The 15,458-nt window shown below is 75.6% G+C and carries 11 protein-coding genes; all 11 read left to right on the forward strand.

The features are described 5' to 3' along the window. Positions 1–34 precede the first annotated feature (34 nt). The 11 genes from recN (at position 35) to AB0873_RS27035 (ending at position 15,400) form a co-directional block, all read left to right on the forward strand. A complete protein-coding gene (gene recN, locus AB0873_RS26985; RefSeq protein WP_366603136.1) occupies positions 35–1,792 on the forward strand; it encodes a DNA repair protein RecN in 1,758 nt (585 codons plus the stop codon). A gap of 121 nt (positions 1,793–1,913) precedes the next feature. Continuing rightward, positions 1,914–3,092 (forward strand): putative cytokinetic ring protein SteA, encoded by a 1,179-nt coding sequence (gene steA, locus AB0873_RS26990; RefSeq protein WP_155332654.1) that lies wholly within the window; start codon positions 1,914–1,916, stop codon positions 3,090–3,092. A gap of 29 nt (positions 3,093–3,121) precedes the next feature. After that, the gene (locus AB0873_RS26995) at positions 3,122–4,063 is read left to right on the forward strand and encodes a copper transporter (RefSeq protein WP_155332653.1); all 942 of its coding nucleotides are present in this window, start codon (positions 3,122–3,124) and stop codon (positions 4,061–4,063) included. 136 nt (positions 4,064–4,199) lie between these two features. Next, complete coding sequence (locus AB0873_RS27000; RefSeq protein ID WP_366603138.1) at positions 4,200–5,066, forward strand: hypothetical protein; 867 nt, start codon at positions 4,200–4,202, stop codon at positions 5,064–5,066. Position 5,067: 1 nt separating this feature from the next. After that, positions 5,068–6,765, forward strand: a complete 1,698-nt coding sequence (locus AB0873_RS27005) for a lipid II flippase MurJ (protein WP_366603139.1) — start codon at positions 5,068–5,070, stop codon at positions 6,763–6,765. Beyond that, positions 6,762–7,928, forward strand: a complete 1,167-nt coding sequence (locus tag AB0873_RS27010) for a glycosyltransferase family 4 protein (protein ID WP_366603140.1) — start codon at positions 6,762–6,764, stop codon at positions 7,926–7,928. Before AB0873_RS27005 ends, AB0873_RS27010 begins: the two co-directional genes overlap by 4 nt. Continuing rightward, the gene (locus AB0873_RS27015) at positions 7,928–10,303 is read left to right on the forward strand and encodes a hypothetical protein (protein ID WP_366603142.1); all 2,376 of its coding nucleotides are present in this window, start codon (positions 7,928–7,930) and stop codon (positions 10,301–10,303) included. The genes AB0873_RS27010 and AB0873_RS27015 overlap by 1 nt, the downstream gene beginning before the upstream one ends. A 148-nt stretch (positions 10,304–10,451) precedes the next feature. After that, positions 10,452–12,200, forward strand: coding sequence for a CTP synthase (locus tag AB0873_RS27020; RefSeq protein ID WP_366603144.1), 1,749 nt, complete (start codon positions 10,452–10,454; stop codon positions 12,198–12,200). Between the two features lie 88 nt (positions 12,201–12,288). Next, positions 12,289–12,894, forward strand: a complete 606-nt coding sequence (locus tag AB0873_RS27025) for an NUDIX hydrolase (protein ID WP_155332647.1) — start codon at positions 12,289–12,291, stop codon at positions 12,892–12,894. A 389-nt stretch (positions 12,895–13,283) separates the two neighbouring features. Next, the gene (gene ald / locus AB0873_RS27030) at positions 13,284–14,399 is read left to right on the forward strand and encodes an alanine dehydrogenase (protein WP_366603146.1); all 1,116 of its coding nucleotides are present in this window, start codon (positions 13,284–13,286) and stop codon (positions 14,397–14,399) included. Between the two features lie 11 nt (positions 14,400–14,410). Further along, the gene (locus tag AB0873_RS27035; protein WP_366603181.1) at positions 14,411–15,400 is read left to right on the forward strand and encodes a site-specific tyrosine recombinase XerD; all 990 of its coding nucleotides are present in this window, start codon (positions 14,411–14,413) and stop codon (positions 15,398–15,400) included. The last annotated feature ends 58 nt before the right edge of the window (positions 15,401–15,458 follow it).

Here is a 15,458-nt window from a genome sequence, read left to right on the forward strand (position 1 = left end):
CAACTGTCGGGGCCCGCGTCTACTGTCGGGTGCTGTGCTGGAAGAGCTGCGCATCACCGGGCTGGGCGTCATCGAGGACACGACGCTGCCGCTGACCGGCGGCATGAACGTCATCACCGGCGAGACCGGCGCGGGCAAGACGATGGTGGTCACCGGTCTCGGTCTGCTCTTCGGCGGGCGGGCCGACGCCGGCCGGGTCCGGGCCGACCCCGGCCGCGCGGCGGTCGAGGGCCGGCTGCGGCTGGCCGGCAAGGTCGCCGACACCGTGCACGCCCGGATCACCGACGCCGGCGGCGAGCCGGACGAGGACGGCTCGGTGCTGCTCAGCCGCACGGTGACGGTGGAGGGGCGCTCCCGCGCCCATCTGGGTGGCCGCAGCATGCCGGTGTCGATGCTCGCCGAGGTGGGCGAGCAGGTGCTCGCCGTGCACGGCCAGTCCGACCAGCTGAGGCTGCTGCGCCCGGGCGAGCAGCGCGCCGCGCTGGACCGGTTCGCCGGCGCGGAGCACGAGAAGCTGCTCGACGCGTTGCGTGAGGCGTACACCCGGTGGCGGTCGGTGGTCGACGACCTGGCCGACCGGCGGCGCAACGCGCGTGAGCGCAACCAGGAGGCCGACCTGCTGCGCCTCGGCCTGGACGAGATCACCCGGGTCGACCCGCAGCCGGGGGAGGACGACGAGCTGAAGGCGGAGGCGCAGCGCCTGGAGCACGCCGAGGGCCTGCGGACGGCGGCGCAGCTCGCCCAGCACTGCGTGGCCGGCGGCGTGGAGGCCGCCGACGACACCCCGGATGCGACCACCCTGCTCGGCACCGCCCGCCGCACCCTGGAGGCGCAGGCCGGCACCGATCCCGCGCTCGGGGAGTTGGCGACGCGTCTGGAGGAGGCGGCGACCCTGGTCGCGGACGTCTCCGCCGAGCTGTCGGCGTACCTGGCGGGGCTGGACGCCGACCCGGCGCGGTTGCAGGTGGTCTACGAGCGGCGGGCGGCGCTGCGCGCGCTCACCCGCAAGTACGCCGACGACGTCGACGGGGTGATCGCCTGGGCGGAGCGGGCCCGGACGCGGCTGTCCGACCTGGACACCTCGGACGACCTGCTCGACGAGCTGAACCGGGAGGCGTCCCGGCTGGCCGGTGAGGTCGCCGACCTGGCGGGCCGGGTGTCGGCGTCCCGACAGGAGGCGGCGGGGCGGTTCGCCACGCAGGTCACCGAGGAGCTGGCCGGCCTGGCCATGCCGCACGCGCGCGTCGAGGTGGTCGTGCTGCCCCGCCCGGCCGGGCGGTCCGAGCCGAGCCTGCCGGTCAACGGCGTCGAGGTCGGCGTCGGGCCGGACGGCGGCGACGAGGTGGAGTTGCGGCTGCTCGCCCACCCGGGCGCGCCGTCGCTGCCGTTGCAGCGGGGCGCCTCCGGCGGCGAGCTGTCCCGGGTGATGCTCGCCATCGAGGTGGTCTTCGCCGGCTCGGGCGGGCCGCCCACGCTGGTCTTCGACGAGGTGGACGCCGGGGTCGGCGGCCGGGCGGCGGTCGAGATCGGCCGGCGGCTGGCCCGGCTGGCCCGCAGCCACCAGGTGCTGGTGGTCACCCACCTGCCGCAGGTCGCCGCGTTCGCCGACCGGCACCTGGTGGTGGCGAAGGACACCGGCGGCGCGGTCACCACGAGCGGGGTCCGCGTCGTGGAGGACACGGAGCGTGCCCGCGAGCTGGCCCGGATGCTCGCGGGTTTGCCCGATTCCGATCTGGGTATCGCGCACGCGGAGGAGCTGCTGGCCGTGGCGACGCGGGAGCGGCGGGGGTAGCGCCGGGCGGATTGTGACCACAGGCACACCGACCTGCGCCGTAGTGTGCTTCCCTGGACAGGCGGCCCTGCTCAGGCATGTCGCGCCGGAGATGCCTGCCTCACATGCCAGGATGGTCACGATGCGTCTACCCACGTTGCGCCGGACGCGGCCCGCGGAGCCGGGCCGGATCGTCGGCACCGCGCGCCTCGACCGCCGGACCAAACGCCTGGTCGGGCGGCTCCGCCCCGGTGACATCGCGGTCATCGACCACGTCGACCTGGACCGGGTCGCCGCCGACTCGCTCGTCGCGGTCGGTGTCGCCGCCGTGCTCAACGCCAAGCCGTCGGTGTCCGGTCGCTACCCCAACCTGGGGCCGGAGGTGCTGATCAGCGCCGGCATCCCGCTCCTGGACGACCTGGGGGAGGGCGTCTTCGAGCAGATCCGCGAGGGCGACACCGTCCGGATCGAGGGCAACACCGTCTACGTCGGCGAGGAGCCGGTGGCGCACGGCGCCCTCCAGGACGCGGAGTCCGTGGCGAAGGCCATGGCCGACGCCCGGGAGGGGCTCTCGGTCCAGTTGGAGGCGTTCGCCGCCAACACCATGGACTACCTGAAGCAGGAGCGGGACCTGCTCCTCGACGGCGTCGGCGTGCCGGACATCCGCACCGAGATCCAGGGGCGGCACTGCCTCATCGTGGTCCGTGGCTACGACTACAAGGCCGACCTGGACGTGCTGCGCCCGTACATCCGGGAGTTCAAGCCGGTGCTCATCGGCGTGGACGGCGGGGCGGACGCGCTGGTCGAGGCCGGCTACACGCCGGACATGATCATCGGCGACATGGACTCGGTCACCGACGACGTGCTGCGCTGCGGCGCCGAGGTGATCGTGCACGCGTACCCCGACGGGCGGGCGCCGGGGCTGGCCCGGGTCAACGGCCTCGGTGTGCCGGCGGTCACCTTTCCCGCCGCCGCCACCAGCGAGGATCTGGCGATGCTGCTCGCCGACGAGAAGGGCGCCTCGCTGCTGGTGGCCGTCGGCACGCACGCCACGCTCGTCGAGTTCCTCGACAAGGGCCGGGGCGGCATGGCGTCGACGTTCCTCACCCGTCTGAAGGTCGGCGGCAAGCTGGTCGACGCCAAGGGCGTGAGCCGGCTCTACCGGCAGAGCATCTCCGGGTCCTCCCTGCTGCTGCTGGTGCTCTCCGCGATCGCCGCGATGGCCTCGGCCGTGGCGGTCTCCACCGTCGGCAAGGCGTACCTGGGCGTGGTCTCCGAGTGGTGGAACAATTTTGTGTTCCAGCTGGAACGGCTCTTCTGACGCCGCTCCACCGACAAGAGGCTGCAGGTGTGATCAACTTCCGGTACCACGTGGTGTCCCTGACCGCGGTCTTCCTGGCGCTCGCGATCGGCCTGGTGGTCGGCACCGCCGCGCTGAACGGCCCGGTGGCCGACTCCCTGAAGGAGACCGTCAACGGGCTGCGCAAGGACAACCAGCTCATGCGCCAGGCGGTCAACAACATGGAGGAGGAGCTGGCCCGGGAGGAGGACTTCGCAGCCGAGATCGCCGGGGTGGTCCTGCCGGGCAAGCTCAGCGGCAAGCGGGTGCTGGTGCTCAGCCTGCCCACCGGGCGCGACCACACCGAGGGTGTGATCAAGATGCTCCAGCTCGGCGGGGCCGACGTGACCGGCCGCATCGACCTGCAGGACAAGTTCATCAACCCGGACAACAACAACGACCTGCTGGAGCTGGCCGTCACCGCCGCCCGGCCCACCAGCGCCCCCACCGCCAACCTCCCCGGCAACGGGCACGGCGTGGAGACCTCCAGCGCCCTGCTGGCCACCGTGCTGCTCGACCGGGCGCCCGGCGCGACACCGGTCAGCGAGGCCGACCGGCGGGCGGTGCTGGCCGCGTACACGAACGCGAACTACCTCACCACCTCCGAGCGGGTCACCGCCTCCGCCGAGGCGGTCGTCGTGGTCAGCGGCCAGCCGTACGTCGACAAGGACTCCGCGAAGAAGGACGAGTCGGTGGTCAAGGTCGCCGAGCAGTTCGACCGGACCGGCGCGATCGTCGTGGCCGGCAACGGCTCGGCCGGGGGCAACCTGGTGGCGTTCGTCCGGGGTGACGCCGTGCTGGCCGAGTCGATCTCCTCGGTCGACAACGCGAACACCGTCCAGGGCCAACTGGTCACCGCGCTCGCGCTGGTGCAGCAGCTCACCGAGAAGAAGGCCGGGCAGTACGGCGTCGGCGACAACGCCACCTCCCTGCTGCCTAGACTGCCCCAGTGAGCGACGCATCCACCCCGGTGTCCGGTCCGTCCACCCCCGTCCGAGAGGGGGGCGGCGTGAGCGAGCGTGCCGAGCGAACCGTCAGGCACGGCAGGCGGGCGTCCCGCGCGATCGCCGAGCGGAGCGAGGTGACGGCGTGAGGCTGCTCGGTCGGATCCTCGTCGCCGGCGCCGGCGCGGCAGTCGCCCGGTACGCGCTCCGCGAGGTGCGTACCTCCCCGGCCGGCCCGGCGCTGGAGCGGACGAACTTCCGCGGCCGCACGGTCACCCTGGCCGCCGGCCCGGCGCTCGCCGCCGGCGCCGCGGCGGCCGGCGCGTTCGGCGCCGCCAGCGGCGCGGCGGGCGGGGCGGCCCTGGTCGCCGGGCTGGGCGCCGGGGCGGTGGGCCTCTACGACGACGTGGTCGGGGCCCGGCCCGAGCAGAAGGCCGCCAAGGGCTTCGCCGGGCACCTCGCCGCGCTGCGCGAGGGGCGGGTCACCGCCGGCCTGGTCAAGATCGTCGGCGTGGGGGCGGCCGGGCTCGGCGCCGCCGCGCTGCTCGCCGCCGACCCGACGGTCGCCCGGCACCGGCGCCGCCAGCGGCAGGGCGCGGTGGGGCGCGGCGTCGACGTGCTGCTCGGCGCGGGCGTCATCGCCGGCACCGCCAACCTGCTCAACCTGCTCGACCTGCGGCCGGGCCGGGCACTGAAGTCGGGGCTGCTGGTCGGCGCCCCGCTGCTGCCGGGGCCGCAGGGCGGAATCGCCGCCGGCGCGGTCGGCGCCGCCGCCGGCCTGCTCCCCGCCGACCTGGGCGAGGACGTGATGCTCGGCGACAGCGGCGCCAACGCGCTGGGTGCCCTGCTCGGCGTCACGCTCGCCGCCCGCACCGGGCCCGTCGGCCGGGCCGGGTTGCTCGCCGTCCTCGCCGGGCTCACCGCCGCCAGCGAGAAGGTCAGCTTCACCCAGGTCATCCAGCGGACCCCCGGGCTGCGCGAGCTGGACGCGCTGGGCCGTCGCGCCGACTGACGTGACGACTCCGGCACCCCTCGCCGGCGCCGGCCGCGTCGCCGGAGCGGCCGCGCTGATCGCCGCCCTCACGGTGGTGAGCCGGCTCGCCGGCTTCGGCCGCACCGCCGTCTTCACCTGGGTCGTGCAGGAGAGCGACCTGGGCGGCATGTACGTGATCGCCAACACCGTCCCGAACATCGTCTTCGAGATCGTGGCCGGTGGCGCCCTCGCCAGCCTGGTGGTGCCCCTGCTCGCCGGAGCGGTCGCCGCCGGCGACCGGCGGGCCGTGACCGCCACGACCGGTGCCCTGCTCACCTGGACCGTCACCCTCCTCGTGCCGCTGGCGGTGGTGGTGGCGCTCCTCGCCGACCCGATCGTCGCGCTCATCAGCGAGGGGCGGTCCGACGCGGAACTGGCGGCCGGCGCGCGGATGCTGCGGGTCTTCGCGCCGCAGTTGCCGCTCTACGGCATCGGCATCGTGCTGACCGGGGTGCTCCAGGCGCACCGCCGGTTCGCCTGGCCGGTCATCGCGCCGCTGCTGTCCAGCGTCACCGTGATCGGCGTCTACCTGACGTTCGGTGCCGCCGAGGGGCGCGCCGTGAGCGTGGCGCGGGTCAGCCCGGGTGGTGAGCTGATCCTGTCCGCCGGGACCACGCTCGGTGTGGTTGCGCTGTCGCTCTCCCTGCTCATCCCCCTGCGCCGCCTACGGCTGCGCCTGCGCCCCGGCTTCGCGTTCCCCGCCGACGCCCGGGCCCGCATCGGCGGGCTGGCCGTGGCCGGTGCCGTGACCGTCACGGCCCAGCAGGTCGCCCTGGTCGTGATGCTCAACCGGGTCTCCGGCGGCCCGACCGGCTCGCCGCAGGTGTTCAACCTGGCCCAGACCATGTACCTGCTGCCGTGGGCAGTCCTCGCGGTGCCGCTGGCCACCGCCGCGTACCCGGCCCTCGCGGCGGCCGCGGCGGGCGGCGAGGAACGGCGGTACCGGCGCACGGTCGCGGACACCACCCGGGGTGTCCTGCTGCTCAGCTGCCTCGGGGCGGCGACCCTGGTCGGCACCGCGGTGCCGGTCGGCCACTTCTTCCCGCTCGACCCGGAGGTCACCGCGGCGGCCATCGTCGGCTTCGCCCCCGGGCTCGTGGGTTACGGCCTCTTCGCGGTGCTCTCCCGCGCGCTCTACGCCCACGGCGCCACCCGACCGGCCACCGCCGCCATCAGCGTCGGCTGGCTCGTGGTGCCGCCGGCGGCCGTGCTGCTCGCCGCGGTGTTCCCGGTCGCCGACCGGGTGCCGGCGGTCACTCTCGCCAACTCTGCGGGCATGCTGGTGCTGGGTGCCCTCCTGGTCGTCGCGGTCCGGCGGACGGCCGGCGCCGCGGCACTCGCCGGCTTCGCCCGGGCGGCGGTGGCCGGGTCGGCCGGCGCGGTGCTGGCCGCCCTCGCGGGATGGGCGGTGTCCCGGTGGCTCGCCGCCGCCGGGGACGGCACCCCGGGCGCACCGGCGGCACTCGTACAGGGCATGCTGTCCGGTGTCCTGGTCGGCGCCGTGTTCCTCGCGGTGGCCTGGACGCTGGACCGGCCGGACGTACGACCGCTGCTCGCCGGGGTGCTGCGGCGCCTCGGGCGGGCCCGCCGGGGGGCGAACGACGCCCCGGACGGCGGGACGCAGCAGGACGGGGTCCCCCCGGAGCGGGGCGACGGGAAGGAGACGGTGTCCCGGTGACGGAACCGACCTCACGCGCCGGCTGGCGCGGCACGGTCGCCCTGCTGCTCGCCTCCAGCACCGGTGGTGTCGGGCAGCACGTCCGTTCGCTGGCCGCCGGCCTCACCGCGACGGGCACCTCGGTGCTCGTCTGCGGCCCCGCGGCGACCGAGGAACAGTTCGGCTTCACCGGCGTCGGCGCCCGCTTCCAGGCGGTGGAGATCTCGGCCAGCCCCACGCCCGCCGACGCGCGCGCGGTGGCGGCGCTGCGCCGGGCCCTCGCCACCGAGCCGGTCGACGTGCTGCACGCCCACGGGCTGCGCGCCGGGCTGGTGGCCGTCCTCGCCCGGCCCGCGGTTCCGCTGGTGGTCACCTGGCACAACGCCGTGCTCGTCGGCGGGCTGCGGGGGAGCGTGTCGCGGCTGGCCGAGCGGGTCGTCGCCCGGGGAGCCCGGGTCAGCCTCGGCGCCTCCGCCGACCTGGTCGAGCGCGCCACCGGGCTGGGCGCGCCGGACGCCCGGCTCGCGCCGGTGGCCGCGCCGACGCTGCCCGCGCCGCGACGCCGCCGCGAGGCGGTCCGCGCCGAGTTCGGCGTCGGCCGTGACCAACCGCTGATCCTCTCGGTCGGTCGACTGCACCCGCAGAAGCGGTACGACGTGCTGGTGGACGCCGCCGCGCGGTGGCGTACGCGGACGCCGGCGCCGGCGGTGGTGATCGCCGGCAGCGGCCCCGCCTACCTGCAACTGGCCGCCCGGATCTCCGCCGCCCGGGCACCGGTCACCCTGCTCGGGCACCGCACCGACGTGGCCGACCTGCTCGCCGGGGCCGACCTCGCCCTGGTGACCAGCGACTGGGAGGCCCGGCAGCTGTTCGCGCAGGAGGCGATGCGGGCCGGCGTACCGCTGGTGGCCACGGCGGTCGGCGGCCTGCCGGAGCTGGTCGGCGACGCCGCCGTGCTGGTGCCGCCGGGCGACGTCGACGCGGTCGACGACGCCGTGCGCGGCCTGCTGGACGACGCCCCGCGCCGGGCCGAGCTGGGCCGGCTCGGTGCCGCCCGCGCGGCGACCTGGCCCACCGAGACGGAGACCCTCGGCCAGCTCACCGCGCTCTACGCCGAGCTGACCTCGGACGCGGCCGGCCCGACGACCCCCGACGCCGACGCCCCGTCGACGGGACGCCGGTGATGCTGCGCCGACTCGCCCCGGTCCTGCTGACCCTCCTCGTCGTGGCGCTCGGTGTCGCCGCGCTGGCCGCCCGCCCGGCCAACCGCACACCGGAGCGCACCGCCGACTACGTGGTCCTGGTCGGGGTGGCCGGGCTGCGCTGGGACGACGTCGACCCGGAGACCACGCCGACGCTGTGGCGGATGGCCCGCGACGGCTCGATCGGCTCGTTGTCGGCGCGTTCGGCGCACCGGCCGACCTGCCCGGTGGACGGCTGGCTGACCCTCGGGGCGGGCAGCTTCGCGGCGTGGCCCGGCAACCGGCCCGCCGGCGCCTGCCCCGCCACGGACGTCGTCGTGGAGCGGCCGGACGGCATCGGCGCGAACCTGCCCGACCAGGAGAGCGTGGTCCTGCACAACCAGGAGCGGCTGCCGTGGGGGGCGGTCCCCGGCTCCCTGTCCGAGTCCGTGCGCTGCTCGGTGGCGGTCGGTCCGGGCGCGGCGGTGGCCGCGGCGCGGCCGTTCGGGCGGGTGGACCGGTACGCGCCGGAGCTGCCGGCCGACCCGTCCGGCCTGCTGCGCTCGTGCGTGCTCAGCATCGTCGACGCCGGCACGGTCGCCGGCGACGACCCGGCGACCCGGGCCGCGGCGGCCCGCGCCGCCGACACGCGACTCGCCCGGGTGCTGGCGGCCCGCCCACCCCGCTCCCTGGTGATCGTCGCCGGGGTGTCGGACACCGAGGCGCCGTCCCGGCTGCACGTCGCCGTCGCGCACGGCCCGGGCTGGGAACAGGGCTGGCTGACCTCCCCGACCACCGCCCGGGAGGGGTACCTGCAACTGGTCGACCTCGCCCCGACCGCGCTGACCGCGCTGGGCCGGCCGCTGCCCGAGCGGCCGTTCCTCGGCCGGCCCGCCGAGCCGCTGGGCGGCCGGCCCGCCGACCTCGCCGCCGCGATCGCCGGTCCGGCCGACGCCGACCGGGAGGCCGCCGCCCAGCGTGAGGTGGCCGGCTGGTTCTTCGGCCTCCTCGCCGCCGCCCAGGTGGCGCTCGGGGTGGCGGTGCTGCCGCTGCTGCGCCGGGCCCGCCGGCACGCCGGCCCGTACGGCCCGGAGCCGGTGTCCCGGCGGGTCGTGGCGGCGGTGGAACTGCTGCTCGTCGGCGCCGCTCTCGCCGTACCCGCGGCGCTGCTGGCCGACCTGGTTCCCTGGTGGCGTGGCGACCACGCCGGGGTGTGGTTCGCCGCCGCCACCGTCTCCCTGGTGGTCGCGGCGACAGTGCTGGTGCGGTCGCTGCCCGGGTACGCGAGCACCCTCGGCCCGCTGGGCGCGGTCGCCGGTCTCGCCACCCTCACCGTCGGCGCGGACGTGCTGACCGGTGCCCGCCTCCAACTCAACGCGGTGGTGGGCTACTCGGCCCTGGAGGGCGGCCGGTACGCGGGCCTGGGCACGGTGGGGCTCGGCGTGCTGCTGGCCGGCGCGCTGCTCACCGGCGGCTGCCTCGCGCAGCGGGTCCGCCGGTCCTGGCGGCCGATGGTGGTGGTGGCGGTCGGCGCTCCCGCCGTGGTGCTGGTCGGCAGCCCGTACCTCGGGGCGGACTCGATCGGCGCGGTCGCGCTGACCGCCGGGGTGAGCGTCGCCGCGGCGATCAGCGCCGGCGGTTGGTTGACGCTGAGCCGGCTCGCGTGGGCGGCGATGGCGGGGCTGGCCCTGACCATCGGCGTCGCCGTCGTGGACGTACGTCGTCCGGTCGCCGAGCGCGGCAGCCTCGGCCGGTTCCTCGCCGCGATCGGCGACGGCACCGGCGGGCTCACCGTCCACCGGTCCGGCGCCGCCAACGTCGAGACGCTGGTCGACAGCCCGCTGACGGTGCTCGCGGTGGCCGGCGCCCTGCTGGTCTGGTTCGCCCTGTTGCAGCCGTGGGGTGGCCTGATGCGGCTCTTCGGCATCTATCCGGCGGTGCGGGCGGCGATGGCCGGCACCGCGGTGGCGGCGGCGATCGGCGGGGTGCTGGGCGGGTCGGCGCTCGACGTGGCCGGTGCGGCCGCCGCGCTGGTGGTGCCGATGGCGGCGCTGGCCTCGCTGCGGGTGCTCGACCACTCCGCCGACCGGACGAGGCCGGAGACCGCCCGCGACGGCGGTCCGGCCGGGGGCGGCTCCGGCCCGGCCGATCCCGGTGACGGCCCGGGAGGCGGCGGCCCGCGGCGGGACGGCGCGCCCACCGGTGGCGGCCCGGCGACCGGTCACCGGATCGAGGCCCGGGACACCGACGCCCGGGGCGGGGCCGGGACGGGCCCGGCGACCGGGGGCGCGGACGTCGGCGGGTCGGCCGGTGCCGCCCCGGAAACCGGCGGGCGGATCCCGACCGCCCGGGCATCGAGCGAGGTCACGACCGGCTGACCGGCGGGCGACACCCGGCGCTCGACGCGGGTGCGCCCGGGCCCGGCGGCCGGCGAGGTGTTACCGTGGAATCCCGTGGATCGCGTGATCACTTGGTTGATCGGCACGGCGGTCTGCACGACCGCGACGGACGACACGGGAGCAGGCCTTGGCCCCTTCAGCACGGACGACCAGGCACATCTTCGTCACCGGGGGCGTGGCCTCCTCGCTGGGTAAGGGCCTCACCGCCTCCAGCCTCGGCAACCTGCTCACCGCGCGCGGCCTGCGCGTGGTCATGCAGAAGCTCGACCCCTACCTCAACGTCGACCCCGGCACGATGAACCCGTTCCAGCACGGCGAGGTCTTCGTCACCGAGGACGGCGCCGAGACCGACCTCGACGTCGGCCACTACGAGCGGTTCCTCGACCGGGACCTGTCCGGCAAGGCGAACGTCACCACCGGTCAGATCTACTCGGACGTGATCGCGAAGGAACGGCGTGGCGAGTACCTGGGCGACACCGTCCAGGTCATCCCGCACATCACCAACGAGATCAAGTCGCGCATCCTCGGCATGGCCGACCCGGACGCCGGCGGGCAGGTGCCCGACGTCGTCATCACCGAGGTCGGCGGCACCGTCGGCGACATCGAGTCGCTGCCGTTCCTGGAGGCGATCCGGCAGGTCCGCCACGACCTGGGCCGGGACAACTGCTTCTACCTGCACGTGTCGCTGGTGCCGTACCTGGCGCCGTCGGGCGAGCTGAAGACGAAGCCGACCCAGCACTCGGTCGCGCAGCTGCGCAGCATCGGCATCCAGCCGGACGCGCTGGTGCTCCGCTGCGACCGCGACATCCCGGACAAGGTGAAGCAGAAGCTGTCGCTCTACTGCGACGTGGACCTGGAGGCGGTCACCGCCGCCCCGGACGCCCCGAGCATCTACGACATCCCCAAGGTGCTGCACCGCGAGGGTCTCGACGCGTACGTGGTGCGCCGGCTGGGCCTGTCGTTCCGGGACGTGGACTGGTCGAGCTGGGACGACCTGCTGGAGCGGGTGCACCAGCCGCGGCACACGGTGACCGTGGCGCTGGTCGGCAAGTACGTGGACCTGCCCGACGCGTACCTGTCGGTCAGCGAGGCGATCCGGGCCGCCGGCTTCGGCCACCGGGCCCGGGTGCACCTGCGCTGGGTGCCGAGCGACGAGTGCGTCAGCGCGGCGGGCGCCGCGAACGCCCTGGCCGGCGTGGACGGGATCGTGATCCCGGGCGGGTTCGGCGTGCGTGGCATCGAGGGCAAGATCGGCACCGCCCGGTACGCCCGCGAGAACGGCATCCCGCTGCTCGGCCTCTGCCTCGGCCTGCAGTGCATGACCATCGACGTGGCCCGCCACCTCGCCGGCCTGGACGGCGCCAACTCGCTGGAGTTCGACGAGGACGCCGCCCACCCGGTCATCGCCACGATGGCCGACCAGGAGGACATCGTCGCAGGCAAGGGCGACCTGGGCGGCACCATGCGGCTCGGGGCGTACCCGGCGACGCTCGCCGACGGCTCCCTGGTCGCCGAGGCGTACGGCAGCACGCAGGTCAGCGAGCGGCACCGGCACCGGTACGAGGTCAACAACGCCTACCGCGACGCGCTGACCAAGGCGGGCCTGCACATCTCCGGCACCTCGCCGGACGGCCGGCTGGTCGAGTTCATCGAGCTGGACCGCGACCTGCACCCGTTCTTCGTGGCCACCCAGGCGCACCCGGAGCTGAAGAGCCGGCCGACCCGGCCGCACCCGCTGTTCGCGTCGTTCGTGAAGGCTGCCATCGCGTACTCGGAGGCCGACCAGCTCCCGGTCGACCTGGACGGCGCGGCGCCGGCGGCGGCGAAGGCCGCCCGCAACGGCGGCACGGCGACGAAGGCGGCGGCGAAGTCGTGAGCGGGCGGCGCGGGCGAGTGTTAAGAGGGGACCCTTCCTCTACCGGAGGCGTTAACAGGTGGCCCTTCCTTACCCGCGGGGCGGCGGTGTGAGTGCCGTCGAGCACCGGTACGAGCTGCGGTCGCGTACCGAGCGTTACCGGGGCCGGATCTTCGAGGTGGTCAGCGACGAGGTGACCATGCCCGGCGGCGGCACCGCCGTCCGCGACCACGTCCGGCACGTCGGGGCGGTGGCGGTGGTGGCGTTGGACGGCGCCGGGCAGGTGGTGCTGATCCGGCAGTACCGGCACGCGGTCGGCCGGCACCTGTGGGAGCTGCCGGCCGGGCTGATGGACGTCTCGGGCGAGGATCCGGCCGTCACCGCCGGGCGGGAGCTGGCCGAGGAGGCCGACCTCAGCGCGGGGCGGCTGGACGTCCTGGTCGACCTGCACAGCTCGCCGGGGTTCACCAACGAGCTGGTCCGGGTCTTCCTGGCCCGCGACCTCGCCGACGTGCCGGCCGAGCAGCGGCATGACCGCCGCGAGGAGGAGGCCGACCTCCAGGTGGTGCGGATCGGCCTGGACGAGGCGGTCGGCATGGTGCTGAACGGCGAGATCACCAACGCCTCGGCGGTCGCCGGGCTGCTCGCCGCCGCGCGGGCCCGCGACGTGGGCTGGTCGGCGCTGCGCCGGGCGGACGCACCGCTGCCACGCTGAGGGCGTACGCGAGAAGGGGCCGCGCGGTGAACCCGCGCGGCCCCTCGTCGTCCGGGTCGGATCGTCGCGCGGGGGCCGCCCTGCGCGCCGGTGCCACCCGTTGACCGACACGACGGTGGTCCACATGCCTGCTGTCCCCGGCGGGACACGCCGGGTGGGACGATAATGGAGAACACCGTCCTGACGGCCGAGGCGGTCGCCGACCGCCGGCCGGGCCGGCGCCTGACACTTCGTCAGGGGGAGCGGTCACCGCATGTCACTGTGCTGGCTCCCCACGGACGACGGCGCGCCTAGACTGCCGCCGGCGGGACCGGTGGACCGCGGCGGCAATGGGGCCGTCGTGGCGCCGAGCAGTCGGGGCGGCAGCCCCGGAGGAAGGTGTCTGCATCGTGAAGGTCGGAATCCCACGCGAGGTCAAGAACCACGAGTACCGCGTGGCGATCACGCCGGCGGGCGTCAACGAGTTCGTGCGCGCCGGTCACCAGGTCTTCGTCGAGTCGGGTGCCGGCGTCGGGTCCAGCATCAGCGACGACGACTTCGCCACCGCCGGCGCCAAGATCCTTCCCACCGCGGACGAGGTGTGGGACACCGCCGAGCTGGTGCTCAAGGTCAAGGAGCCGATCGCCGAGGAGTACCACCGGATGCGCGAGGGGCAGGTGCTCTTCACCTACCTGCACCTGGCCGCCTCCAAGGAGTGCACCGACGCGCTCATCGACCGCAGGGTCACCGGCATCGCGTACGAGACGGTCGAGCTGCCCGACCGGTCGCTGCCCCTGCTCGCCCCGATGTCCGAGGTGGCCGGCCGGCTCGCCCCGCAGGTCGGCGCTTACCACATGCAGCGGCAGGGCGGTGGGCGCGGCGTCCTCATGGGCGGCGTCTCCGGCGTCTACGCGGCCAAGACCGTCGTCATCGGCGCCGGCGTGTCCGGCATGAACGCCGCCGCCATCGCGCTCGGCCTCCAGGCCGAGGTGCTGCTGCTCGACAAGAACGTCGCCCGGCTGCGCCAGGCCGACGCCATCTACCGGGGCCACCTGCAGACGGTCGCCTCCAACGCGTACGAGATCGAGCGGGCCGTGCTCGACGCGGACCTGGTCATCGGCGCGGTGCTGGTGCCCGGCGCGAAGGCCCCGACCCTGATCTCCAACGAGATGGTCTCCCGGATGAAGCCGGGCAGTGTGCTGGTCGACATCTCCATCGACCAGGGCGGCTGCTTCGAGGACTCGCGCCCCACCACGCACGCGGACCCGACCTACCAGGTCCACGAGTCGATCTTCTACTGCGTGGCGAACATGCCGGGCGCGGTCCCGCACACCAGCACGTACGCGCTGACCAACGTCACCCTGCCGTACGCCCTGGAGCTGGCCAACCACGGCTGGCGGGAGGCGCTGCGCCGCGACCCGGCGCTCGCCCTGGGTCTCAACACCCACGCCGGCCAGGTCGTCTACGGCCCGGTCGCCGAGGCGCACGGCATGGCCACCCTGCCGCTGGCCGAGGTGCTGGCCTGAGGGGCGACAGCCTGACCACGCAGGACGAGGCCGGCCCGGGCGTGGAGCCCGGGCCGGCCCTGCGCCGTGCCGTCCGTGGCTACCTCGACCACCTCACCGTCGAGCGTGGACTGTCGGCGAACACCCTCGCCTCGTACCGCCGGGACCTCGACCGCTATCTCGGCACCCTGGCGTCGGCCGGGGTGACCGACCTGGCGGCGGTCGGCCCCGGCCAGGTGGAGGCCCACCTCGCCCGGTTGCGCGCCGGCGACGACGGGCACCCGCCGCTCGCCGCCTCGTCCGCCGCGCGGGCGGCCAGCGCCGTCCGCGGCCTGCACCGCTTCGCGCTGCGGGAGGGCCTGGCCGGCGTGGACCCGAGCCGCGACGTCCGCCCGCCCACGCCGCCGCGCCGGCTGCCGCGCGCGCTGCCGGTCGACGACGTGGTCCGGCTGCTGGAGACGGCCGGCCCGGTCACCGCCACCGGCGAGGGCGCGCCCCTCGCGCTGCGCGACCGGGCGCTGCTGGAGTTCCTGTACGGCACCGGCGCGCGCATCTCCGAGGCGGTGGGCGCCGCCGTGGACGACGTCGACGCCGCCGAGGGGGCGGTGCTGCTGCGCGGCAAGGGCGGCCGTAGCCGGCTCGTCCCGATCGGCGGGTACGCCGTCGAGGCGCTGCGCGCGTACCTGGTCCGGGCGCGGCCCGCGCTGGCCGCCGCGGGCCGGGGCACCCCGACGGTGTTCCTCAACGCCCGGGGCGGGCCACTGTCCCGGCAGGGGGGCTGGACGATCCTGCGGCGGGCCGCCCAGCGGGCCGGGCTGCCCGTCGACGGGCCGGGGGCGGTCTCCCCGCACACGCTGCGCCACTCGTACGCCACCCACCTGCTCGACGGCGGGGCGGACGTCCGGGTGGTGCAGGAACTGCTCGGCCACGCCTCGGTGACCACCACGCAGGTCTACACGCTGGTCACCGTCGAGCGGCTGCGTGAGGTGTACGCGACGGCCCACCCGAGGGCCCGGGGGTAGCAGCCCGCCCGCCGACACGCCGTACCGGTGCCGAACGCCCTGCTCGCCGGTGGCGTAG

The sequence above is a fragment of the Micromonospora sp. NPDC047707 genome (assembly GCF_040704235.1).
Classification (GTDB): domain Bacteria; phylum Actinomycetota; class Actinomycetes; order Mycobacteriales; family Micromonosporaceae; genus Micromonospora.

Coding starts and splice junctions, on each gene's coding strand:
- AB0873_RS27015 (WP_366603142.1), top strand. CDS start 7,928: ATGCTGCGCCGACTCGCCCCGGTCCTGCTGACCCTCCTCGTCGTGGCG.
- steA (WP_155332654.1), top strand. CDS start 1,914: ATGCGTCTACCCACGTTGCGCCGGACGCGGCCCGCGGAGCCGGGCCGG.